Consider the following 22,086-nt stretch of genomic DNA (forward strand, 5'->3'; position numbering starts at 1 on the left):
GGCGTGTCGTCTCTGGCGGGCGGTGCCCGTCAGTGGACGCCTACAGCGCCCACCTCAAAGCTTGCGCCCGGCGCCGGCCGTGCATTCGGCCGGCACCTCAGCCGGCCGCCCGCGAGAGCTGGCGGCATGCGCCACCCAGTACACCAGCCCAAGCGCCAGCGCCGCTGCAGACCGTGCGCACCTGCGCACGCTGCGCCGCAGCCGGCGCGCTGCCAATGCCAGGCCCAGTTGCCAGGCCGCGTCAGGCATCGCTGCGCTGACGGGCTGCCAGTCGAACCGGGCCTCGGTCTCTGGTGTCAGCGACTCCACCACCACACGGCGCCCGGCCGGCACGGCCAGCCGCCCGCCCTGGCTCAGGAACCAATCCCCGCCGCGCGGCGCCGCGCCGTGCCGGTGCCAGGGCGTGGCCGCGCCGCCAGCATCGATGGTGATCCAGGCCGCGCCCTGACGCAGCACCACCATGCCGCGGCCGGTAGTGTGGAAAGTACGCACGCTGCCGCCAATAACGGCGTGCGATTCTTGTTCTTTTGTTGTCAATGCCTGGACCATGATCAGCTCCTGCGGAGTTTGGGAGAGGTACTCATAATCAAGCTCTTCACGACCCTGGTCCAATGAAATCGCGGTTCGGCATTGATTCCGCCAACGCATCAATGAAGACCGCCCCAGCCCTTTCCCCATGACCCCACACCTGTCCTTGCGCACCCGCACCATCGGCCTGGGCTGCCTGCGCGCCTTCGAGGCCGTGGCGCGCCACCTCAACTTTCGCGCCGCAGCGGAGGAGATGTCGCTCACCCAGTCCGCCGTCAGCCGGCAGATCCAGTCGCTGGAAGACGACGTCGGCGTGCCGCTGTTCCTGCGCCATACCCGCGCGGTGGAGCTGACCGGCGCCGGCGCACAGCTGCTGCGCGCGGTGCAGCCCAGCCTCTACAACATGGACAGCGCGGTGCAGCAGATCCGCCAGACCGCCGGGCGCCGCAGCGTGTCCATCAGCACCTGGGCGTCTTTTGCCTCGATGTGGCTGATCCCGCGGCTGGAGGCCTTCCAGCGCGACCACCCGGACATCGACATCCGCATCGACGCCACCGACGTGTCGGTGGACCTGGAAACGACTGACGTTGACGTCGCCCTGCGCTACAGCGTGCCCGGGCGCGTGGCGATGAATGCCGAGCGCCTGTTTGGCGAGCAACTGGCCGTGGTCGCCAGCCCCTGGCTGCTGCAAGACGGCACGCCGCTGCGCGAGCCGGCCGACGTGAACCGCTTCACCCTGATCGAGGCCGGCGACCTCTACCACTCGCACCACACCGAGTGGCTGAGCTGGCAGCGCTGGGCCGATGCGCATGGCGTGCGCAGCCTGGAGCCGCGGCGCTGGCTGTACTTCAACTACGCGCACCAGATCGCGCAAGCCGCCCTGGCCGGCCAGGGCGTGGCGCTGGCCCGCATGCCGCTGGTGGCCGACAGCCTGGCCGCGGGCGATTTGGTCGAGGTGCTGCCCCAGCACAAGCTCGATTCGCCGCTGGCCTACTGGCTGCTGATCGCCCCGCGCCGCGCCGCGCGGCCAGAGGTCAAGGCCTTCTGCGACTGGCTGCGCGTGCAGGCCACCCTCACGCGCCAGACCATTGGCGACGTGCAAGACCCCGACACGGTAGACAACCTGGATTGACGGCGCCCACTACAAAATAAATAGCTAAAAGCCCAGGCTGCACCTGGGCTAGAGGCATATTTCTTCTAAAAACCCATCAGGCCAGCGTGACCCGCGCGAACTTGCGCTTGCCGACCTGCACCACGTAGACGCCGGCATCCAGCTTCAGCCCGCGGTCCGACACCGGGCTGCCATCCACCCGCACGCCGCCGCCCTCGATCAGGCGGCCGGCCTCGGAGGTCGACGGCGCCAGCCCGGCCTGCTTGAGCAAAGCCATCACTCCCAGGGGCGCGCCTGGCAACGTCACTTCCGGGATCACGTCCGGCACGCCGCCCTTGCTGCGGTTCTGGAAGTCCTGCTCCGCCGCCTCGGCCGCGGCTGCGCTGTGGAAGCGCGCCGTCAGTTCCTTGGCCAGCGCCACCTTGGCGTCCTTGGGGTTGCGGCCGCCTTCGACCTCGGCCTTGAGCGCGGCGATCTCGGCCAGCGAGCGGAAGCTCAGCAGCGTGTACCAGCGCCACATCAGCTCGTCGGAGATCGACAAGGTCTTGGCGAACATGCTGTTGGCGTCCTCGCTGATGCCGATGTAGTTGTGCTTGCTCTTGGACATCTTCTGCACGCCGTCCAGGCCCTCAAGCAGCGGCATTGTGAGTGCACACTGCGGCTCCATGCCGCTTTCCTGCTGCAGATGGCGCCCCATCAGCAGATTGAACTTTTGATCGGTGCCGCCCAGTTCCAGGTCGCTCTTGAGCGCTACCGAGTCATAGCCCTGCAGCAGTGGGTACAAGAATTCATGCAGGCTGATCGACAGGCCGCCGGTGAAGCGCTTGTGGAAATCGTCGCGCTCCATCATCCGCGCCACCGTGTACTTGGACGCCAGCTGGATCATGCCCACCGCGCCCAGCGGGCCGCACCACTCGCTGTTGTAGCGAACCTCGGTCTTCGACGGGTCCAGCACCAGGCTGGCCTGCTTGTAATAAGTGTCAGCATTCACCTTGATCTGCTCGGCCGTCAGCGGCGGGCGGGTGGTGTCGCGCCCGGACGGGTCGCCGATCAGCGTCGTGAAGTCGCCAATCAGGAAGATCACCTGATGCCCCAGATCCTGCAGCTGGCGCATCTTGTTGAGCACCACGGTGTGGCCGAAATGGATGTCCGGCGCGGTCGGATCCAGCCCCAGCTTGATGCGCAGCGGCGTGCCGGTGGCCTCCGAGCGCGCGAGTTTCTGCACCCATTCGGACTGCGGCAGCAATTCGTCAGCCCCGCGCAGCGAAATTTCGAGTGCTTGTCCTACGCGATCGGTAACGGGGTATGTTGTAACGACTGGTTGATTCATAAGGGTTTTTTCAGATGCCACAGGTTGGTGCATCGGTATACTTCCGGCCAGCCCGCCACTCGGATTTTAAGTGGCCTGCTTTTTGCACCCGGCAGCCACCGAGGCGTGCAAAGAACACCTCCCAAGAACACTGCAGGCTGCGGGACTCCGCCTCCCGCCCTGCCACAGCGACTTCCTTCTGGGGATAGATTTTTGAACAACGGTTTCCTGGCCGTCGGGGAAGCATTGCTGACCCGTGCAGCCCACAGTGTCCAGCGGCATCCCAAACGTGTCACCGCAGTCATCGGCGCCCTGCTGCTGTTCGGCGGCGGCGGCGCTTTTGCCGTGGCCAATCTGGCCCCCGATCCAGCCGATCTGCCTGTCAGACAAATCCTGCAATCTGTCCAGCCCTTGTCCGCTGCCGTGCCGCTGGAAGTGCTGGACATGCACCAGATGCGCCTGTTCCGCACCGAGACCACGCGCTCGACCGACACGGCAGACTCCCTGCTGCAACGCCTGGGCGTGAATGACCCAGCCGCCGCCACCTTCCTGCGCCGCGACGAACGCGCCCGCCAGGCAGTGCTGGGCCGTGTCGGCCGGCTGGTGTCGGCCGAAGCCTCGGACGACCACGGACTGCTGCGCCTGACGGTGCGCTGGAGCGCAGACGACGCCGAGCAGTTCCAGCGCCTGGTGGTCGAGAAGACCGCTGACGGCTTTGCCAGCCACATCGAATCCGCCCCGACGACGGTCTCCAGCCGCCTGGGCAGCGGCGTGATCCAGACCTCGCTGCTGGCCGCGACTGACGCCGCCAACATCCCCGAATCGGTCGCCAACCAGGTCGCCGAAATCTTCTCCAGCAGCATCGACTTCCGCCGTCACCTGCGCAAGGGCGACCGCTTCACCGTCGTCTACGAAACCATAGAAGCCGACGGCGAAGTGCTGCGCCCCGGCCGCGTGCTGAGCGCAGAGTTCGTCAATGACGGCAAGGCGCTGGAAGCCATGTGGTTCCAACCCAAGGGCGAGAAAGGCGCGTACTACACGCTGGACGGCCAGAGCCTGAATCGCGCCTTCCTCAGCGCGCCGCTGCAGTTCACCCGCGTCTCCAGCGGTTTCTCGAACCGTTTCCACCCCATCCTCAAGCAATGGCGCGCCCACCTGGGCACCGACTTTGCAGCGCCCAGCGGCACGCCAGTGCGCACTGTGGGCGACGGCGTGGTCGAGTTCGCCGGCGTGCAGAACGGCTACGGCAACGTGATCTTCGTGCGCCATCGCAACGACTACGTCACGGTCTACGCCCACCTGAGCCGCATCAACGTCAGCCGCGGCCAGAGCGTGGCCCAGGGCCAGAACATCGGCAATGTCGGCCAGACCGGCTGGGCCACAGGCCCGCACCTGCACTTCGAATTCCGCGTGCGCGGCGTGCAGGAAGACCCCATGACCGTCGCGCGCCAGAGCGAGGCTACCCAGCTCACCGCTGCGGCGCGACCTGAGTTCGACCGGCTCGCCGCCACCATGCGCATCGAACTGCAGACCGCCAGCCAGTCGGAGTTGGCTAGTTCGGACTAAGCTCGCCCCCAGGCTACGCACTTCGTGTCTCCGCCAACCCCCTTCCGGGGTGTACTAGGTTCACCCCCAGGCTGCGCACTTCGTGTCTCCGCCAACCCCCTTCCGGGGGCAACACCGGTGGACCGGCAAAGCCGGATCCACGGTGTTCTTGGGATGGCCGCTATCTGGCACAGTAAGTAGTGATGCACACGCCTTGCTACATCGGATTGATGTCCGGCACATCCCTCGATGGTGTGGACGGGGTGCTGGCGGAGTTTCCGGCGGATGGCGCTGGGGCGCGGGTGCTGCGACATGCCACGGCGCCGTTTCCGGCGGCCTTGCGGGCTGAGTTGCTGGCCCTGAACCGCAGCGGCCCTGACGAACTGCACCGTGCCGCGCTTGCTGGCAATGGCTTGTCGCGGGTCTACGCGGAAGTGGTTACAGCCTTGCTGACCGCCGCCGGACTGCCAGCAAGCTCTGTACGCGCCATTGGCGCCCACGGCCAGACCGTGCGGCATCGGCCGCTGGAGTTCGATGGCACGGGCTATACATTGCAGTTGCAAAACCCCTCACTGCTTGCCGAGCTCACCGGCATCGACGTGGTGGCGGATTTCCGCAGCCGCGATCTGGCCGCCGGCGGCCAAGGTGCGCCGCTGGTGCCGGCTTTTCACCAGGGCTGGTTCGGGCGTGCGGATGCGACGGTCGCCGTGCTCAATATCGGCGGCATCTCGAACCTCAGCGTGCTGCCTGCGGCGGGCGTCAACACCACCGGCTTCGATTGCGGGCCCGGCAATGCCCTGCTGGACCACTGGTGCCAGCAGCACACCGGTCAGGCCTTCGATACCGACGGTGCCTGGGGCGCCACGGGCCGCGTACTGCCAGCGCTGCTGGACACCCTCAAGGCCGAGCCCTTCTTTGCCCGCACGCCGCCACGCAGCACCGGCCGTGACCTGTTCAATGCCGAATGGCTGGCGGCCCACCTGGCGCCGCACAGCGCGGCACGGCCCGAAGACGTGCAGGCAACGCTTACCGCCCTCACCGTACAGACCTGCGCAGAGGCGCTGCTGCGCTACGGCCAGGGCAGCCAGCAGTTGATCGTCTGCGGTGGTGGCGCCTTGAACAGCGCCCTCATGCGCGGGCTGGCGGCCGCCCTGCCCGGGGTGCAGGTGCTGTCATCCGCGCAAGCCGGATTGCCGCCGCTGCAGGTGGAGGCCACCGCCTTTGCCTGGCTGGCCCATCGCACGGTAGAGCGCCGCACGGCCAGCCTGGCCGCCGTTACAGGCGCCCGGGGGCCGCGCATCCTGGGCGCGATCTACCCGGCCTAGACGTTCTCTACGGCGTCCGTCTCCACGGGCACCAGCTTGGCCGGGATGCCTTCGGGATCAGGCGTCAGCTGCCAGAAGATGGCGGAAGCCGCCAAGGTCATCAGGCCCATCGTGGCAAACGTGGCCCGGAACGCCGGCAAGGTGTGGCCACCCGTCGCGTCAGCGCCAAAGTAGCTGCCAAACCCGGCCAGCACCGCGCCTGCCGCCGCCACACCCAACCCCATTGCCAGCATCTGCACCATCGACAGCAGGCTGTTGCCGCTGCTGGCCATGCCGCCTTCCAGGTCCTTGAGCGTGACCGTGTTCATGGCCGTGAACTGCATCGAGTTGACCGCGCCAAAGCAGGCCAACTGCACGATGCGCAGCCACAGCGGCTGGTCCAGCGACACCAGGGCAAAACTGGTCATGATGAGCCCGACCATCGCGGTATTGCCCACCAGCATGCGCCGATAGCCAATACGGGCCACCAGGCGCGTGACCACCGGTTTGGCCGCCATGCCGGCCAACGCCACAGGCAGCAGCATCATCCCGGCCTGCGACGGCGAATAGCCCATGCTGACCTGCAACAGCAACGGGATCAGGAAGGGCATGCAACTGCTGCCGATACGCGCAAACAGATTGCCCAACAGGCCCACCCGCAGCGAGGCGACCGAGAACAGCTCCGGCGCAAACAGCGGGTCTGGCCGGCGCAGTGCATGCAACCAATAGGCCGCCAGACTCGCCAGCCCGAATATCAGCAGCAGCACCACGGTCGCCTGCCGCAGGCCCAGCTCCGACAAGCCGTCGAGCGACAGCGATATCGCCACCATGCCAAAGGCCAGCAAGCCGTAGCCACCCAGGTCGAAGCGCGCCATCACCATGCTGCGCCCTTCGGGCATATAGCGCAGCGTGGCAATACAACCCACCAGCGCCACCGGCAGATTGATCAGGAAGATCCAGTGCCAGGACACGTACTGCACCAGCCAGCCGCCCAGCGTCGGCCCCAGCAGCGGGCCGATCAGGCCCGGCACGGCAACAAAGCTGATGGCACGCAGAAACTGCTCGCGCGGGAAAGCCCGCAGAACCGCCAGGCGGCCCACCGGCAGCAGCAAGGCGCCACCCAGGCCCTGTAGCACGCGCGAGGCAACGAGCTGACTCAGGTTCTGCGACACGGCGCAGAACAATGAGCCCAGGGCGAACAACAGAATGGCGCTGAAGAACACGCGCCGGGTGCCAAAGCGGTCAGCCACCCAGCCCGAGGCCGGGATCAGCATGGCCATGGTGAGCGAATACACCACCACCACCGACTGCATGCGCAGAGGGCTCTCGCCCAGGCTGCTGGCCATGGCGGGCAAGGCGGTGTTGACGATGGTCGCATCCAGCGTCTGCATGAAAAAGCCCACAGCCACCAGCCAGAGCAGCGGGGTCCCGGAGGAGGCAGGGTTCGACAGGCGATTCATCGAGTCAGGTCAGTCAAAAAGAACGCGAAAACGAAAAAGCCGCCCGGAGGCGGCTTGTCGGCGGTGTGCGAAGCAGCGCACGCTCGCAGGGGAATTCAGGCCGAGAAGCTGGAGCCACAACCGCAGGTGGTGGTGGCGTTCGGGTTCTTGATCACGAACTGCGCGCCCTGCAGGTCTTCCTTGTAGTCGATCTCGGCACCCACCAGGTACTGGTAGCTCATGGCGTCGATCAGCAGGGACACGCCATTCTTGGTCATGGTGGTGTCGTCCTCGTTGGTGATTTCGTCGAACGTAAAGCCGTACTGGAAGCCCGAGCAACCACCGCCCTGCACGAAAACACGCAGCTTCAGGTCGGGGTTGCCCTCCTCGGCGATCAGGTCGGCCACCTTGGCGGCCGCGCTGTCGGTGAACAGGATAGGCACGGGCATTTCTTCGGTCTGGATGATTTCAGCGACAGCGCTCATGGCGGGACTCCGGTGGGATGTGCGGGGGGACGCAAGGGGAATATGCTAGCGCAAAGCGCAAAAACAAGCCGCCCCGCGGTTTTTGCCGGTACGGCCAACAGGGCGATGCAACAAAAAACAAAACCGCCACGAGGGCGGTTTGGGCAGCAAACGAAGTGCTGAGATTTGCGTAGCGAGGGCCTGCAGGGCAAGGCGCAAACCGGAGCAAGGCTTGCGCCTTGCGAGGATTTGCAACGCGGCCATGCAGGTCCGCAGTAGCAAAGATCAGCGCTTCGAGAATTGCTTGCGGCGACGTGCAGAGTGCAGGCCGACCTTCTTACGTTCGACTTCACGTGCATCGCGGGTCACGAAGCCGGCTTGGCTCAGTGCGGGCTTGAGCGTTGCGTCGTAGTCGATCAGGGCGCGGGTGATGCCGTGGCGGGTGGCACCGGCCTGGCCGGATTCACCGCCGCCGTGCACATTGACCTGGACGTCGAAGGTTTCGACGTGGTTGGTCAGCACGAGCGGTTGCTTGGCAATCATGATCGAGGTTTCGCGGCCGAAGTACTCTTGTACGTCCTTGCCGTTGACCGTGATCTTGCCGGTACCCTTTTTCAGAAACACGCGGGCGACGCTGGATTTGCGACGGCCGGTGCCATTGTTCCATTCACCAATCATTCTCGGCTCCTCAGAGTTCCAGCACTTGCGGCTGTTGAGCGGTGTGCGGATGTTCCGCGCCACCGTAGACCTTGAGCTTCTTGATCATGGCGTAGCCGAGCGGGCCCTTGGGCAGCATGCCCTTGACAGCCTTCTCGAGTGCGCGGCCAGGGTGCTTGGCCTGCATGTCACGGAAGTTGGTAGCCGAGATGCCGCCGGGATAGCCCGAGTGGCGGTAGTACACCTTGTCGGTCGACTTGGCGCCGGTCACCTTGAGGCGGGCGGCGTTGACGATGACGATGAAATCGCCGGTATCGACGTGAGGCGTATAAATGGCTTTGTGCTTGCCGCGCAGACGGAGGGCAACTTCGCTGGCTACCCGGCCGAGGACCTTGTCGGTCGCGTCAATCACAAACCACTCGTGCACCACGTCAGCGGGTTTTGCGCTGAATGTAGACATTGCTGAAAGCTTTCGAGTGAGCAGGCCCTTTTCCACGGTCGGTGTTTCTCTGAAGGAAACCTCTTAGGTGGGGATAAACCTCGCCGCGGGGCCAAGTAAGCGCTGCGAAGCCTTCCATTATAGGAAGTTTTCACCCTGGCCGGCAAGGCCGCTTACCATAGGGGCTATGTTCAGCTACCGCCACGCCTTCCATGCGGGCAATCACGCCGATGTGCTCAAGCACACGACGCTGATTGCCATCCTCGACCACCTTGTGCAAAAGGAGGCGGCGCTGACGGTGCTCGACACCCATGCGGGCGCGGGGCTGTACCGCCTGGACGGCGACTATGCCACCAAGAGTGGCGAGGCGCTGGAAGGCATTTTTCGCCTCTACGGCAAGGCCCCTGCCGACTGCGCACCGGCGTTGCAGGCCTACCTGGATTTGGTGAAAAGCTTCAACCCCAGCGGCGCCAACCCCAAGGTCTACCCGGGCTCGCCTTTCTTGCTGGAGCGCCTGCTGCGCTCGCATGACCGGCTCAAGCTGTTCGAGCTGCACCCGACCGATGCGCGGGCGCTGTCGGGCAACATCGCGCAGCTCGAAGCCGGCCGGCAGATTGCGGTGCTGAACGAAGATGGCTTTGAGGGCGTGAAGAAGTTCATACCGCCGCCCGCGCGCCGCGCCCTGGTGCTGTGCGACCCAAGCTACGAGCTCAAGCAAGACTACGCCCGGGTAGCGGCCCTGGTGGCCGACAGCCTGAAGCGCTTTGCCACCGGCACCTATGCCGTGTGGTACCCGCTGATCGCCCGCCCCGAGGCACACGACCTGCCACGGCGGCTGCGCACGCTGGCCACGCAGGCCGGCAAGCCCTGGCTGCATGCCACGCTGACGGTGAAATCCTCCAAGATGGCCAGCGCCGCGGTGGCCGGCGAAGGCGCCAAGCGGCCCGGGCTGCCAGCCAGCGGCATGTTCGTGGTGAACCCGCCACACACGCTGAAGGCAGCGCTGGCCCCCGCGCTGCCGCAAATGGTGACGGCGCTGGGCCAGGACCGGCACGCGGCTTTTACGCTGGAATCCGGCGGTTAAGCCATCTTCAAGGCGAGGTCAGCGCCTCGGCCTGGTAGGCCCGGTGCAGCAATGCCTGAAAGGATGGCGCCAGCGGCAGGGGCATGGAGCCGATCCGGTGCACCGCCACACCCGGCGTCCATGAGTTCATGACCACGGCGCCGGCCAGCGTCGGCAGGTCTGCAAGCGTCAGCGCCTGAACACGCTGGGGAACGCCGAGACGATCCAGCTGCCGGCGAACGATGCCCATCGTGGTCCCGCCCAGCATCTCGGCCATGGGCCAGACCACGGCCTCGCCATCCCAGAAAGCCAGGTTCCAGATCGAGCCTTCGCTGAGCCGCCCTTGGCGATCCACAAAAGCGACATCGTCGAAGCCCTGCCCGACAGCCTGGCGCAGGAAATAGGTCTTGGCCACCTCGCCGACATGCTTCACGGCTGGGAGCACCCGTTCGTGCTCGATCACCGCCAATGCCAACGGGCCCGCCGGGCCGGATGCGGCCGGACCGGTGCGCACCAGGACCTCGGGCAGCACATCGGCGCCGGCCACGGTGAATTCCCCCGCCGGCGAGTACACCGTGACCACCAGTGAGAGATCCGCCGGGCCGGCCTCCAGCGCCGCCCGCAGATAGGCGCGCACGCTGGCGTCGGGCAGTGCCTGGCCGAACAGCTCCACCGAGGCAGACCGCAAACGCTCCAGATGCAGGTCCAGGCCCCTGACTTGGCCCCCGCGCACCTGCATGGCGCTGAAGTGCGCATAGCCCGCAAAGGCGAGCGGAGCCAAGTCTTCCGCGGTGGCCGGTCTGCCATTGCGTTGAACAACAAAAGAAGTCGGGCCAGCAGGCATGTATTCACTCCGAGGGTTTGGGTTGTGGTGCCGTGATCGCCTGCCGGGCAGTGCAATCATTAAGTTGCACAACTATCTCTTGTTGATCTGCCATTGAAAAACTAGTACTTTTCAATAAATCATCAAATATTGCTTGAAGATCAATGACACGCATGCTGCCTGGAACACGGGCACTCAGGACCCTGGAGGCCGCCGGGCGGCACTTGAACTTCACCCGCGCGGCCAACGAGTTGGGTTTGACGCCGGCGGCGGTCAGCTACCAGATCAAGGAGTTCGAGGATCAGCTGGGCATGCTGCTGTTCACCCGCACCAGCCGCAGCATTCAGCTCACGCCCGCCGGCGCCGTGCTGCTCGAGGCTGCCGCCGACGCACTGGACGGCTTGCAGCGCGCCGCCAGCCGCGCCCGGCGCATGGCCCGCGGGGCGGCGCATCTGCGCGTTTCGCTGAGCGCACGGTTTGCCACGAACTGGCTGCTGCCCCGGCTGCCAGAGTTCAGGGCCGCACATCCAGACCTGGAGCTGACCTTCGATATCTCCGATCAGATACGGGACTTCGACGCCGACGATGTCGATGTGGCGATCCGCTTTGGCACCGGGAATGACACACACGTGTGCTCAGAGCGGCTGTTCGACACGGTGGTGGCTCCGGTCTGCAGCCCGCGGCTGCTCGAAACCGGCCCCAGGCTGGAAGAGCCGCGCGACCTGCTCCAGCACACGCTCTGCTACGTGGACTGGAAGACAGATGGCATGGTCTGGCCCCACTGGCGCATGTGGATGGCTGCCGCCGGCATTGAGGACTTCGACGACAGCAGGTGCATCGGCTTCTCGGATTCAAGCTACGTCGTGCAGGCCGTGCTCGACGGCGCGGCCGTAGGCCTGGCTGACCTAGACATGATCGGCAAGGACCTGGCGCAAGGCCGGTTGGTGCGGCTGTTCGATGTCAGCGTGCGTGTGGCGCCAGACTACGCCTACCACCTGGTCTACCCGCAAAGCAGCAGCCAGGACCCGCGCATCCTCGCGTTTCGAGCGTGGATGCTCCAGCAGGCGGGGCAGCCGACTTCGCCTGCCTGAAACAAAAAAGGAGGCCGTGGCCTCCTTTTTAGATGGGCGCAGCGCCGCGTCAGAAGCGGTGGCGAATGCCCACGCCAGCGCTGGTGCCGCCGGTCAGTGCCGTGACGTTGTCGCGCATGACCATGGCGTAGACGTCGGTGCGCTTGGACAGGAAGTAGTCATAGCCCAGCGTGCCCGTGGTGCGGGTGCCGTTGTAGGTGCCGGACACCTCGGTGCGGGCAACGGCTGCCTTGACCGAGCCGCCGCCCAGGGGCACGTCCAAGCCCAGCGAGGTGGTCTTGCCCGTGTAGTCGGCGATGTCGGCCTTGGACTGGCCATAGGTCAGGAAGGCCTTGAGGAAGCCTGCGTCATAGGCGCCGCCCAGCATCCAGTCCTTCTTGGTGTCGGGCACGCCGCCGGTGGTGATGACGCTGGGGTTGACCGGGTTGGAGATCTGGTCGCGCTCGTAGAAGCCGACCAGGGTCAGCGGGCCGCCGAAGTACAGCGCGTTGATACCGACGTTGCTCTTGCTGCCGTTGCCGCTGCTGCTGCCCTGCTCACCAAACTGGTAGTGCAGGTTGGCCTTCAAACCGCCAAAGCTGGGCGTGGTGTAGACGACCTCATTGCTCCATCCGGTGTCAGCCGGCGTGGTCGAGGTGGCCCAGCCGGTGGTGGTGACGTTGGCGTGCAGCACCAGCGGCGAGAAATTGAAGGAGTCACCGAAGGGGTTGACGATGATGGTGGGCAGGAAGTTGGGCGCCATGCCACGGCCCAATTGCACATTGCCGAAGGCGCCGCCCAAACCAACGCTGGCGTCACGAGAAAAGAACGGGTCACCACCGAAACGACCAGGAGAGCCAGTGTCGGCGCGCAGGAAGGAGGTGACCAGGAAGTTTGCGCTGAGGCCGCCACCCAGGTCCTCGGTACCCTTGATGCCCCACCAAGAGGTGGTCATGCCGCCACTGCCAACAACATTGGTGCGCCCGGAATCGCCTGCCATGCGCGTGGTGCCGACGTAGGCATCCATCAGGCCGGTGAGTGTTACAGAGCTTTGCGCCTGTACGGTGCCCGCTAAAGCCAGCAGGGCACCAAAGGCGATCAGGGATTTCTTCATGGAGTAGGTTCCTGGGTAGGTTGGGAGTTTGACCATTTGGTCTTGCAAATCCCATGCCTACCGCACGGCCTTTCAGCCAGACGTCACGTCATCCCCATTTTTGTGAACACATTCGCCTGCTGCGGAGGGCCGGCTGAGCACCACCTGCTTGACGCCCATACCGACCATGTCCAACGCCTGGGCGGCAGCGCGGCTCAGGTCGATGATGCGCTGCCGGGCCCACGGCCCCCGGTCGTTGATGCGCACCACCACGGTACGGTCATTGACCAGGCTGCGCACGCAGACCAGGGTGCCGAACGGCAGGCTGCGGTGCGCGGCTGTCAGCGCCGTCATGTCAAAACGCTCGCCGCTGGCGGTGCGCCGGTTGTGGAAGCGGCCGCCGTACCAGGAGGCGCCGCCGCGGTCGATTTCCTCCCCGGCCTCGGGCTCTTCCTCGGACACGGGCGGCGCGGTGACCGGCGCGACCGCGGATGCAGGCGCGCGCGCTGGCGTGTCGCGTGTGTGGGCCAGCGGCTGCAGCGGCGCGGCGACGGGCGCCGGCAGCGTCTCATCCTGCCTTGGCAGCGGCGCGCAAGCAGCCAAGCCCAGGGCCAGCGGCCCCGCGAGCATCCAGGTGCGCAGCCGCGCTTTCATAGGAGAACGTGCCTACGATCTCTATGGGGTCGCGCAAGTGTCTTTGCGGGATGGGATGCAAGGCGCGGTACGCAGCCAATAGCTTGGGCTTTGGCAAGCGCCGCAACGCCGCAGACCGCCCGCAAAGACACTTGCCCGAAGGGTTGGAGTGAAATCGGGCGATTGAGCGCCCCATCTGCTTGCATGGGCACGAGCCCATGCGGCGCAGACTGGGCCGCCCACTCATCCCGATTGCACTCCAACGCGATCCCCATACAGATCGTAGACACGTTCTTAGAGCCGATCCAGCAGCGCCAAAGTGGCCTGCGACTGGTTCATGGTGTAGAAGTGCAGCGCCGGTGCGCCACCGGCGCGCAACTGGGCGCAGAGGTCGGCCACCACGTCCAGGCCAAAGGCGCGGATCGATGCCACGTCGTCGCCGAAGGACTGCAGCCGCAGCCGAATCCAGCGCGGGATCTCGGCGCCGCAGGCATCCGAGAAACGCATCAGTTGGGTCGAGCTGGTGATCGGCATGATGCCGGGCACCACGGGCACGGTCAGCCCCAGCGCGCTGATGTCGTCGACAAAGCGGAAGTAGGCGTCGGCGTTATAGAAGTACTGCGTGATCGCCGCATCGGCCCCGGCCTGCACCTTGGCGACGAAGGCCTGCAGATCCGTGGCCGGCGAGCGCGCCTGCGGATGCACTTCAGGGTAGGCGGCCACTTCGATACGAAAGCTGCTACCCGTCTCGGCGCGGATAAAGGCGACCAGGTCACTGGCGTAGACGAACTCGCCACCCGTGCCATAGCCGCTAGGCAGATCGCCGCGCAGCGCGACCAGGCGCTTGACGCCCATTTGCGCCAGCGTGGCCAGCTCGGCCCGCACGGATTCGCGCGTGGCGCCGATGCACGAGAAGTGCGCGGCGGCCTCGACGCCCTCGCCCAGGATCTCGCGCACCGTGCTGAAGGTGCCTTCTTGCGTGGAGCCGCCGGCACCGTAGGTGACCGAGCAGAACTCCGGCACCCGCGCATACAGCGCCTGGCGCACGGCGCGCAGCTTGATAACGCCCTCGGGCGTCTTGGGCGGGAAGAACTCGAAACTCACCGGCAGCGATGCCGACTGGGGTGAGGACGAGGAAACAGAAACAGAGGTGGAAGCGGTCATGCCGCCCTCCTTGCATGCATAAAGAACTCGCGGTTGCCGTCGCCGCCCTCGATCGGGCTGTCGAACCACCGCTGGATCACCAGGCCCAGCTCATCGCAGGTGGCGCGCAGGCGCGCCTCCACCACCTCGTACATTGCCGGATCGCGCACGATGCCGCCCTTGCCGACCTGGCCGGGCTGCAGCTCGAACTGCGGCTTGACCAGCATCAGCAGGTCGGCATCGGCCGCCATCAGCGGCACCAGCGCCGGCAGCACCAGCGTTTGCGAGATAAAGGACAGGTCGCCGACCACCAGGTCGAAGCGCGTCTCGGAATTTAAAGAAAAAGTGCCTGAAACCCAGGCTGCACCTGGGCTATAAGCCACAAAATCAGTAGCACTCAGGCTGCGCGCGTTGATTTTCTCCAACGCGGTCACGCGCTCGTCGTCACGCAAGCGGGCATGCAGCTGGCCATAGCCCACGTCCACGCCCACCACGTGCAAGGCATCTTGCTGCAGCAGGCAGTCGGTAAAGCCGCCGGTGGATTGGCCAACGTCCAGGCACAGCTTGCCGGCTACCGCAATGCCGGCCGCCTTCAGCCCGCCTTCGAGCTTGAGGCCGCCGCGCGACACGTAGCGCGACTCGGCCGCGTCGAGCAACTCCAGCTCGGCGGCTTCAGGGATGTCGTCGCGGTTCTTGCCGACGACGCGCCAGGCGTCGGCACTGCCGGCCTCGCGCCAGCGCAGGCCACCGGCAATCAGCCGGACCGCCTGCGAACGCGAGGCGGCCATGCCGCGCTCTACCAACAGTTGATCTGCGCGCACAGATGCTTAGTAACGGTAGGTGTCGGGCTTGTACGGGCCCTGCTTGGACACGCCGATGTAGGCGGCCTGCGTGTCGGTGAGCTCGGTCAGCATGGCGCCGACCTTCTTCAGGTGCAGGCGCGCGACCTTCTCGTCCAGATGCTTGGGCAGCACATAGACCTTGCCGGCCTGATACACGTCTTGCTTGGTGAACAGCTCGATCTGGGCGATGGTCTGGTTGGCGAAGGAAGACGACATCACAAAGCTCGGGTGGCCCGTGCCGCAGCCCAGGTTCACCAGGCGGCCCTTGGCCAGCAGGATGATCTTCTTGCCGTCGGGGAAGGTGATGTGGTCGACCTGGGGCTTGATCTCTTCCCACTCGTACTTCTCGATCGAGGCAACGTCGATCTCGTTGTCGAAGTGGCCGATGTTGCAGACGATGGCCTGGTCCTTCATGGCGGCCATGTGCTCGTGGCGGATCACGTCCTTGTTGCCGGTGGTGGTCACGAAGATGTCGGCCTTGTCGGCGGCGTATTCCATGGTGACGACCTTGTAGCCTTCCATGGCGGCCTGCAGGGCGTTGATCGGGTCGATCTCGGTCACCCAGACTTGCGCCGACAGCGCGCGCAGCGCCTGGGCCGAGCCCTTGCCCACGTCGCCGTAGCCGGCCACGCAAGCCACCTTGCCGGCGATCATCACGTCGGTCGCGCGCTTGATGCCGTCCACCAGCGATTCACGGCAGCCGTACAGGTTGTCGAACTTGCTCTTGGTGACCGAGTCGTTCACGTTGATGGCACGGAACAGCAGCGTGCCCTTGGCGGCCATCTCGTTCAGGCGGTGCACGCCAGTGGTGGTTTCTTCGGTCACGCCAATGATCTCGGCCGACTTGCGGGTGTACCAGGTGCCGTCAACGGCCAGCTTGGCCTTGATGGCGGCGTAGAGGATGCGTTCTTCTTCGCTGGTCGGGTTGGCCAGCACGCTCTGGTCCTTCTCGGCCTTCTGGCCCAGGTGCATCAGCAGCGTGGCGTCGCCGCCGTCGTCCAGGATCATGTTCGGGCCTTCGCCCGGCGTGCCCTTGGCACCGAAGTCGAAGATGCTGTGGGTGTAGTCCCAGTAGTCTTCCAGCGACTCGCCCTTGACCGCGAACACCGGCGTGCCGGCAGCGGCGATGGCGGCGGCGGCGTGGTCCTGGGTCGAGAAGATGTTGCACGACGCCCAGCGCACGCTGGCGCCCAGGGCCTGCAGGGTCTCGATCAGCACGGCGGTCTGGATCGTCATGTGGATCGAACCGGTGATGCGCGCGCCCTTCAGCGGCTGGCTCTTGGTGAATTCTTCGCGGATCGCCATCAGACCGGGCATTTCGGTCTCGGCAATGCGAATTTCCTTGCGGCCCCAGGCAGCGAGGGTGATGTCGGCGATGGCCTGGTCGGCAGAGGCGGAGGGCTTGAGGACGGCGTTCATGGTCGGCTCCAAAATTGGGTTGGATGACCACGCTCCTGTGGGGCGGGAAAGCGCTCGGGCACACGGAACGTGGGCGAGCGTCGTTGCGGTTAGGTTCCGAGCCTCACGCCCTAGATGGCGCTGCAACGCTCCTCGGAAGCGGCGGATTTTAGCGCAGGCCAAATCCGCGCCACCGCACCGCCGTGCAAGGTCACCCTCGCAATACCGGAAAATACCGGCCATTGCATGCGCCGGCCTCCCCTGGCGCTTCGACCCTTTCGCCTGGAAAACTGCTTTGTCCTTCGTCTCTGAAACCCGCCGCCGCCGCACCTTTGCCATCATTTCCCACCCTGACGCCGGCAAGACCACGCTGACCGAAAAGCTGCTGCTGTTCTCGGGCGCGATCCAGATCGCCGGCTCGGTCAAGGCGCGCAAGGCCTCGCGCCATGCCACCTCCGACTGGATGGAGATCGAAAAGCAGCGCGGCATCTCGGTGGCCTCGTCGGTCATGCAGATGCTGTACCGCGACCACGTCATCAACCTGCTCGACACGCCCGGCCACAAGGACTTCTCTGAGGACACCTACCGCGTGCTGACCGCGGTTGACTCGGCCCTGATGGTGATCGACGCGGCCAACGGCGTGGAAGCGCAGACGCGCCGCCTGATCGAGGTCTGCCGCCAGCGCGATACGCCCATCATCACCTTCGTCAACAAGATGGACCGCGAGGTGCGCGAGCCGCTGGACATCCTGGACGAGATCGAGCGCGAACTGGGCATGCCCTGCGTGCCCATGACCTGGCCGGTGGGCCAAGGCAAGAACTTTGGCGGCATCGTCAACCTGCGCACGCAGGCCATGACGGTGTTCGACTCGGGCAAAGAGCGCCTGCCGCAAGAGTTCGAGACGATTCCGCTGACCGACCGCGCCACGCTGCTGCAACGCTTTGGCCATGAGTTCGAGACGTCTGAGCAAAGCATGGAGCTGGCCGCCGGCGCCTCGCCCGCCTGGGACCGCGAGGCCTTCCTCGCCGGCAAGCAGACGCCGGTGTTCTTCGGCTCTGGCGTGAACAACTTCGGTGTGATGGAAGTGCTGGATGCGCTGGTCGACCTGGCGCCCTCGCCCCAATCGCGCACCAGCTCCACGCTGGTCAACCGCCAGCCGGTGGTGAAAGAGATCCAGCCCGAAGACAAGGACTTTGCCGGCGTGGTGTTCAAGGTGCAGGCCAACATGGACGCCAACCACCGCGACCGCATCGCCTTCGTGCGCATGGCCTCGGGCAAGTACACGCCGGGCATGAAGCTGCGGGTACAGCGCACCGCCAAGGAACTGCGGCCGACCTCGGTCGTCACCTTCATGAGCCAGCGCCGCGAGGCGGTGGAAGAAGCCTACGCCGGCGACATCATCGGCTTTACCACCCACGGCGGCGTGCAGTTGGGCGACACCATCACCGACGGCGCCAGCCTGCAGTTCACCGGCCTGCCCTTCTTCGCGCCGGAACTGTTCATGACCGTGATCCTGAAGAACCCGCTGCGCACCAAGCAGTTGCAGCAAGGCCTGGCCCAGTTGGGCGAGGAAGGCGCGATCCAGGTCTTCAAGCCTGACGCCGGCGGCGCAATGCTGCTGGGCGCCGTCGGGCAACTGCAGTTTGAAGTGGTGCAGCACCGGCTGAAAGCCGAGTACGACGCCGACGTGCGCCTGGAAGGCTGCCAGTACACCGGCGCCCGCTGGATCACCGCCGACACCCCCGCCGAACTGCGCGCCTTCACCGACGCCTACCCGCTGCGCATGGCGCATGACGCGGCCAATACGCTGGCCTACCTATGCACCTCGCCCTACGACGTGCGGCTGGCGCAGGAACGGTTTCCGAAGATCCATTTCCATCCGCTGCGGGAGCATGCAGGGTTGGCGCTGCAAGTGGCGGGATAGACCTTAGTCAATGAGAAAAATACCGAACGTGGCAGAGAACTCTCTTTATCCAGGCATTCCGCATAGCGCCCCTTCTACGACCGAACTCAAGACCTTCGGAATCGTATTGACTCTGCTAGGCACCATTTATAGCTTGTGGCTATTGACTTTCTGGCCCGGGGTGCTGGGAGAAGACAGTCTTTCCATCATGCTGGAGGTCGAGAATCCTGGCAGCTATCTGTCAGCAAAACCGGTATTTTGGTATTACTTCGTCAAAGCCTTTTACCAAGAGCTGCGCCTGGTCGAAATCCCCATCGGGGCGCAGCTTGCCTTTTGCGCCATTGTTTTCTCGCGGATACTATCCTGGTGCTGGCATCAGCATCTGAGAAAAACCTTTTACTTTTCACTGATATTCATATGCCTTGCGCCGCATATGGTATTTTTCATTGGCACCTTGTACGCAGACGCCATTTTCTCTGTTGCGGCAACAGGGCTTTTGTTTGAGGTATGGCTGGCGGCAAAGTCCCGGAAAATAACCGGCGCCTCCTTGTGCATCATAGCGCTCACCTTGCCCATAGCTGCCTTTGTGCGGCCTAATGGCATTATTTTCCTTGCACCGGTTATCCTGACGGCATTCCTGGTGGATCGCACCAGCAGGCGATGGCTCATCGCCATTATCGTAGTTTGGTGCGGTCTCATGCTCATTGGCTCGCGCCTTCACAAGAAGGATAGCCATGGCACGCTATATCCTCTTGCCCTATTTGAAACCGTCAACTTCCTCCAACCCCGCCCCATGAACCTGTGGACTCAGAATCCACGCGTACACCCGAGAAGCGTAGAGATACTGAGTCGCTTCCGCCCCCTGGATAACGTAATATCAAATTACGATCCAGACTACTGGGATCCATTGATCTACAAACCCGATGGCCCCCAGCTAATGGCCCTCCCCAGGGAGGACAAAAAAGCCATTGTCAAAGATTTCTTTCTTTACAATCTTTGGCAAAATATCCCAAAATTTTCGGGCAGTCGCGTCAATATTTTCTTGACTTCGGCACTTGCTCAAGGCGGCATTCCGGGGCGGGCATACGCAGAGTATGTAATAAAGGCCACCCAGTCTAAATCTCAGTTCAGGGCATTCCAATGGTCCACGGCCGAGAAAATCCTGTCTGACGTGCATGATTTCAGCTACACATGGCGCTGGCTGCTATGGTCCCCGCTACTGGGAGTAGCGCTATTGGCCTGGGCCTTGCGAAAAGGTCTGCAAACACGCAGCATTCCGACCCTGCTGGTGGCCATCCCCATGGCATTGCAACTTGGCGCAATATTCTTCTTCTCGATAGCGGGCGAGTATCGGTATCTGCTTCCGTTTTTCACGCTACCGCTCGTGCTGCTGCCTATTATTTCCGACCTTTCAGCAACCCAGAAAAATCCTCGGAAGTAAAAATGGGCTCATTCCAGCTGATCTCTGCATTCGTCCGCCGCTCACTCCCGGCAAAGGCACAGGTATTGGGGATCGGCATATTTTTCTCGATTTCCGCCCTTGCCCAGCAAACCGCCCCCCCGCCACGCGCCCCGCTGGTGCTTGCGCCCACGGTCGAAGGACTATTGCTGTGTGACGCGGCCTTGCAGGATCCGCGCCTTACAACACTGGAGGCGGGCAACAGAAAATGCGCGCAACTCAAGCAGGACGCTTCACCTGCCCTGTCCCGCTTGCTTGATACGCTGGAGCCTGGCGGCGCCAAGGGCCAGGTACAGGTCGGCTATACGCTGACCGTGCAACTACTCGACCTCTTCCGCAAGACACAGCGCGGCTGGGAGATCGACCCTGCACGGCTTGACCCCTACCTGCAGCTCATCACCAAAATCCAGCGGCCCGTGGTGTTTTACCTGGCGGCCGATCACTTCGACTCACAGGGCCCCATTACCAAGGAGTTGCTGCAAGACCCGCAGAACCTCCTGCAACTGGCCAACGGCACAGCGCCCGTGTCAGGCTATTTCGGCTACCAGATCGTCCCCTATACCTTGCTTGCGGACCGGGACATTCCCGTCAACAAGTACCGGTTCGCCGCATTGGAATATGTCGCCAAGCGCGTCAAGGCGCTCCCCAAGGCGGCCCAGGACCGTATCGTGGCGTTCACGCTGGCGGGCGAACTGCATCAGATGTTCCCCGACTTCGAGGCCGGTATGGGGGCCTTCCAGAACGTCCAGGTGACGGACTACAGCCCCCGCTCGGTGGAAGGGTTCCGTACCTGGCTGGCTGGCAAGTACGGGTCAGTGCAGCAGTTCAATGCCCGCACCGGTCTGTCGTATGCCGGGTTCGATGCAGTACCCGCGCCGGCAAAAGATATTCGCAAGGACAAACTGAACAACTTCGGCGAGCACTACGACGCCTTCGCCGCCGGTGTGCTGCCTTTGTCCGGCTGGCTATGGGATCCGGAGCGCCGTATCAAGCAACTGGAGCTGTACCTGGACGGCAAGCCGGCGGGCCCCGTGGACCAAGGACTTAACCGCCTGGACGTTTACCGCGCCGATGAGTCCACCCTCAGCCCCAATGTCGGCTTTCGGCGTGATCTGGACTACCGCGCACTTGCACCGGGTCGCCATCTGGCGCAGGTGGTGGCCGAATCCGGCGGGAAGCGCTACTTGGCCGCCCAGGTGGAATTCGTGGTGGGCTCGCGCAGCCAAGACAAACCGGCCGCGCTCAAGATGGCGTCCGCCCCATCGTTCCTGGATGCCAAAGGCTTGTCTGGCGTGCGCTCTTGGCTGGACCTGCCCAAGCCGCTCCAGGACGTGTACTTCAACCCCGTCGCGCGGGACTGGGATGAGTACCGCGCCCTGCAAGTCAAGGGCTTCCTGGCCAAATTTCATGATGTAGCGCTGAAGGCAGGTCTGCCGGCAGACAAGCTTTACTCCCATCAGATCGTGCCTCAGATCAATTCCACGTGGAATTCGCAGCTGTTCGCAGTCGATGCAACGATGGAAGCTGGCCTGCCCTGGAAGCACGGGCTGAACATGTATGGAGGCAGCACCAACAGCGACTGGATGCGCCAGTTCATGGCCGACCGCAAGATCACCGACTACGGCGTGCCCGAATTCAACCCACAGCAGTGGAAGAGTCCAGGCGTGCACCTGGAGGCCATGCGCGTTCACTACGCGGCGGGCGCACGATTTGTCAGCCCCTACTACTTCTCGCTGATCCCCGACCGTTTTCGCGGCGGTGGCATTCACGGCGTCAACCGCATGGAATTGCGCCCGGACAACAAGCTGGACGGCTCGGATCGCTTCTACGAGGCGATCCGCGAGTTCGCCAAGCAATGACGAT

20 protein-coding genes and 1 riboswitch are annotated in these 22,086 nt (G+C 64.4%); of the genes, 8 read left to right on the plus strand and 12 right to left on the minus strand.

Going from position 1 to position 22,086, the window contains the following annotated elements:
• Positions 1 to 54: 54 nt before the first annotated feature.
• Complete coding sequence (locus AAFF27_22995; protein ID XAH22829.1) at positions 55 to 492, minus strand: DUF2917 domain-containing protein; 438 nt, start codon at positions 490 to 492, stop codon at positions 55 to 57.
• A 184-nt stretch (positions 493 to 676) separates the two neighbouring features.
• Between AAFF27_22995 and AAFF27_23000 the strand changes: the two genes are divergently transcribed.
• Positions 677 to 1,660: a LysR substrate-binding domain-containing protein gene (locus AAFF27_23000; GenBank protein ID XAH22830.1), complete on the plus strand. Its 984-nt coding sequence runs from the start codon at positions 677 to 679 to the stop codon at positions 1,658 to 1,660.
• Positions 1,661 to 1,736: 76 nt separating this feature from the next.
• On the opposite strand, the gene tyrS is transcribed toward AAFF27_23000, so the two are convergent.
• Positions 1,737 to 2,969, minus strand: coding sequence for a tyrosine--tRNA ligase (gene tyrS / locus AAFF27_23005; GenBank protein XAH22831.1), 1,233 nt, complete (start codon positions 2,967 to 2,969; stop codon positions 1,737 to 1,739).
• A 192-nt stretch (positions 2,970 to 3,161) separates the two neighbouring features.
• Between tyrS and AAFF27_23010 the strand changes: the two genes are divergently transcribed.
• Both AAFF27_23010 and AAFF27_23015 read left to right on the plus strand, forming a co-directional pair.
• Entirely contained in the window at positions 3,162 to 4,514 is a 1,353-nt protein-coding gene (locus tag AAFF27_23010) for a M23 family metallopeptidase (protein ID XAH22832.1), read from the plus strand.
• Positions 4,515 to 4,696: 182 nt separating this feature from the next.
• Positions 4,697 to 5,818 (plus strand): anhydro-N-acetylmuramic acid kinase, encoded by a 1,122-nt coding sequence (locus tag AAFF27_23015; GenBank protein XAH22833.1) that lies wholly within the window; start codon positions 4,697 to 4,699, stop codon positions 5,816 to 5,818.
• On the opposite strand, the gene mdtD is transcribed toward AAFF27_23015, so the two are convergent.
• The 4 genes from mdtD to rplM all read right to left on the minus strand — a co-directional run bounded on the left by mdtD (position 5,815) and on the right by rplM (position 8,817).
• Positions 5,815 to 7,257 (minus strand): multidrug transporter subunit MdtD, encoded by a 1,443-nt coding sequence (gene mdtD / locus AAFF27_23020; protein ID XAH22834.1) that lies wholly within the window; start codon positions 7,255 to 7,257, stop codon positions 5,815 to 5,817. The genes AAFF27_23015 and mdtD overlap by 4 nt on opposite strands.
• Positions 7,258 to 7,352: 95 nt before the next feature.
• The gene (erpA, locus tag AAFF27_23025; GenBank protein XAH22835.1) at positions 7,353 to 7,721 is read right to left on the minus strand and encodes an iron-sulfur cluster insertion protein ErpA; all 369 of its coding nucleotides are present in this window, start codon (positions 7,719 to 7,721) and stop codon (positions 7,353 to 7,355) included.
• Between the two features lie 264 nt (positions 7,722 to 7,985).
• Positions 7,986 to 8,378: a 30S ribosomal protein S9 gene (rpsI, locus tag AAFF27_23030; GenBank protein ID XAH22836.1), complete on the minus strand. Its 393-nt coding sequence runs from the start codon at positions 8,376 to 8,378 to the stop codon at positions 7,986 to 7,988.
• A 10-nt stretch (positions 8,379 to 8,388) separates the two neighbouring features.
• Positions 8,389 to 8,817, minus strand: a complete 429-nt coding sequence (gene rplM, locus AAFF27_23035) for a 50S ribosomal protein L13 (protein XAH22837.1) — start codon at positions 8,815 to 8,817, stop codon at positions 8,389 to 8,391.
• Between the two features lie 166 nt (positions 8,818 to 8,983).
• Between rplM and rlmJ the strand changes: the two genes are divergently transcribed.
• The gene (gene rlmJ / locus AAFF27_23040) at positions 8,984 to 9,880 is read left to right on the plus strand and encodes a 23S rRNA (adenine(2030)-N(6))-methyltransferase RlmJ (GenBank protein ID XAH22838.1); all 897 of its coding nucleotides are present in this window, start codon (positions 8,984 to 8,986) and stop codon (positions 9,878 to 9,880) included.
• Positions 9,881 to 9,887: 7 nt separating this feature from the next.
• On the opposite strand, the gene AAFF27_23045 is transcribed toward rlmJ, so the two are convergent.
• On the minus strand, positions 9,888 to 10,703 hold the full coding sequence (locus AAFF27_23045) for an aminotransferase class IV family protein (protein ID XAH22839.1): 816 nt from the start codon (positions 10,701 to 10,703) through the stop codon (positions 9,888 to 9,890).
• 143 nt (positions 10,704 to 10,846) lie between these two features.
• Between AAFF27_23045 and AAFF27_23050 the strand changes: the two genes are divergently transcribed.
• Complete coding sequence (locus AAFF27_23050) at positions 10,847 to 11,773, plus strand: LysR substrate-binding domain-containing protein (protein ID XAH22840.1); 927 nt, start codon at positions 10,847 to 10,849, stop codon at positions 11,771 to 11,773.
• A gap of 49 nt (positions 11,774 to 11,822) precedes the next feature.
• Here the strand turns inward: AAFF27_23050 and AAFF27_23055 are convergent, their stop codons facing one another.
• From AAFF27_23055 to ahcY, 5 genes are all read right to left on the minus strand, one after another.
• The gene (locus tag AAFF27_23055) at positions 11,823 to 12,866 is read right to left on the minus strand and encodes a porin (protein ID XAH22841.1); all 1,044 of its coding nucleotides are present in this window, start codon (positions 12,864 to 12,866) and stop codon (positions 11,823 to 11,825) included.
• A gap of 72 nt (positions 12,867 to 12,938) precedes the next feature.
• Positions 12,939 to 13,499: a septal ring lytic transglycosylase RlpA family protein gene (locus tag AAFF27_23060; GenBank protein ID XAH22842.1), complete on the minus strand. Its 561-nt coding sequence runs from the start codon at positions 13,497 to 13,499 to the stop codon at positions 12,939 to 12,941.
• Positions 13,500 to 13,772: 273 nt separating this feature from the next.
• Entirely contained in the window at positions 13,773 to 14,642 is an 870-nt protein-coding gene (gene metF / locus AAFF27_23065) for a methylenetetrahydrofolate reductase [NAD(P)H] (protein XAH22843.1), read from the minus strand.
• Entirely contained in the window at positions 14,639 to 15,442 is an 804-nt protein-coding gene (locus AAFF27_23070) for a TlyA family RNA methyltransferase (GenBank protein XAH22844.1), read from the minus strand. Before AAFF27_23070 ends, metF begins: the two co-directional genes overlap by 4 nt.
• A gap of 6 nt (positions 15,443 to 15,448) precedes the next feature.
• The gene (gene ahcY / locus AAFF27_23075) at positions 15,449 to 16,882 is read right to left on the minus strand and encodes an adenosylhomocysteinase (GenBank protein XAH22845.1); all 1,434 of its coding nucleotides are present in this window, start codon (positions 16,880 to 16,882) and stop codon (positions 15,449 to 15,451) included.
• A 68-nt stretch (positions 16,883 to 16,950) separates the two neighbouring features.
• A riboswitch (S-adenosyl-L-homocysteine riboswitch) is annotated at positions 16,951 to 17,022 on the minus strand.
• Between the two features lie 134 nt (positions 17,023 to 17,156).
• Between ahcY and AAFF27_23080 the strand changes: the two genes are divergently transcribed.
• Genes AAFF27_23080 through AAFF27_23090 form a run of 3 tightly spaced genes read left to right on the plus strand, consistent with a single transcriptional unit; the run spans position 17,157 to position 22,082 of the window.
• A complete protein-coding gene (locus tag AAFF27_23080; protein ID XAH22846.1) occupies positions 17,157 to 18,785 on the plus strand; it encodes a peptide chain release factor 3 in 1,629 nt (542 codons plus the stop codon).
• A 28-nt stretch (positions 18,786 to 18,813) separates the two neighbouring features.
• Entirely contained in the window at positions 18,814 to 20,205 is a 1,392-nt protein-coding gene (locus AAFF27_23085) for a hypothetical protein (GenBank protein XAH22847.1), read from the plus strand.
• A gap of 2 nt (positions 20,206 to 20,207) precedes the next feature.
• A complete protein-coding gene (locus tag AAFF27_23090) occupies positions 20,208 to 22,082 on the plus strand; it encodes a hypothetical protein (GenBank protein XAH22848.1) in 1,875 nt (624 codons plus the stop codon).
• Positions 22,083 to 22,086 lie beyond the last annotated feature (4 nt).

Origin of the sequence: Xylophilus sp. GW821-FHT01B05 (assembly GCA_038961845.1) — a bacterium.
In the GTDB taxonomy this organism is placed as follows: domain Bacteria; phylum Pseudomonadota; class Gammaproteobacteria; order Burkholderiales; family Burkholderiaceae_C; genus Xylophilus.

Excerpts from the sequence above, each read along its gene's own strand:
- AAFF27_23000 (XAH22830.1), top strand. The coding sequence starts at position 677 with ATGACCCCACACCTGTCCTTGCGCACCCGCACCATCGGCCTGGGCTGC.
- tyrS (XAH22831.1), bottom strand. The coding sequence starts at position 2,969 with ATGAATCAACCAGTCGTTACAACATACCCCGTTACCGATCGCGTAGGA.
- AAFF27_23015 (XAH22833.1), top strand. The coding sequence starts at position 4,697 with ATGCACACGCCTTGCTACATCGGATTGATGTCCGGCACATCCCTCGAT.
- mdtD (XAH22834.1), bottom strand. The coding sequence starts at position 7,257 with ATGAATCGCCTGTCGAACCCTGCCTCCTCCGGGACCCCGCTGCTCTGG.
- erpA (XAH22835.1), bottom strand. The coding sequence starts at position 7,721 with ATGAGCGCTGTCGCTGAAATCATCCAGACCGAAGAAATGCCCGTGCCT.
- rpsI (XAH22836.1), bottom strand. The coding sequence starts at position 8,378 with ATGATTGGTGAATGGAACAATGGCACCGGCCGTCGCAAATCCAGCGTC.
- rplM (XAH22837.1), bottom strand. The coding sequence starts at position 8,817 with ATGTCTACATTCAGCGCAAAACCCGCTGACGTGGTGCACGAGTGGTTT.
- rlmJ (XAH22838.1), top strand. The coding sequence starts at position 8,984 with ATGTTCAGCTACCGCCACGCCTTCCATGCGGGCAATCACGCCGATGTG.
- AAFF27_23045 (XAH22839.1), bottom strand. The coding sequence starts at position 10,703 with ATGCCTGCTGGCCCGACTTCTTTTGTTGTTCAACGCAATGGCAGACCG.
- AAFF27_23050 (XAH22840.1), top strand. The coding sequence starts at position 10,847 with ATGACACGCATGCTGCCTGGAACACGGGCACTCAGGACCCTGGAGGCC.
- AAFF27_23055 (XAH22841.1), bottom strand. The coding sequence starts at position 12,866 with ATGAAGAAATCCCTGATCGCCTTTGGTGCCCTGCTGGCTTTAGCGGGC.
- AAFF27_23060 (XAH22842.1), bottom strand. The coding sequence starts at position 13,499 with ATGAAAGCGCGGCTGCGCACCTGGATGCTCGCGGGGCCGCTGGCCCTG.
- metF (XAH22843.1), bottom strand. The coding sequence starts at position 14,642 with ATGACCGCTTCCACCTCTGTTTCTGTTTCCTCGTCCTCACCCCAGTCG.
- ahcY (XAH22845.1), bottom strand. The coding sequence starts at position 16,882 with ATGAACGCCGTCCTCAAGCCCTCCGCCTCTGCCGACCAGGCCATCGCC.
- AAFF27_23090 (XAH22848.1), top strand. The coding sequence starts at position 20,208 with ATGGGCTCATTCCAGCTGATCTCTGCATTCGTCCGCCGCTCACTCCCG.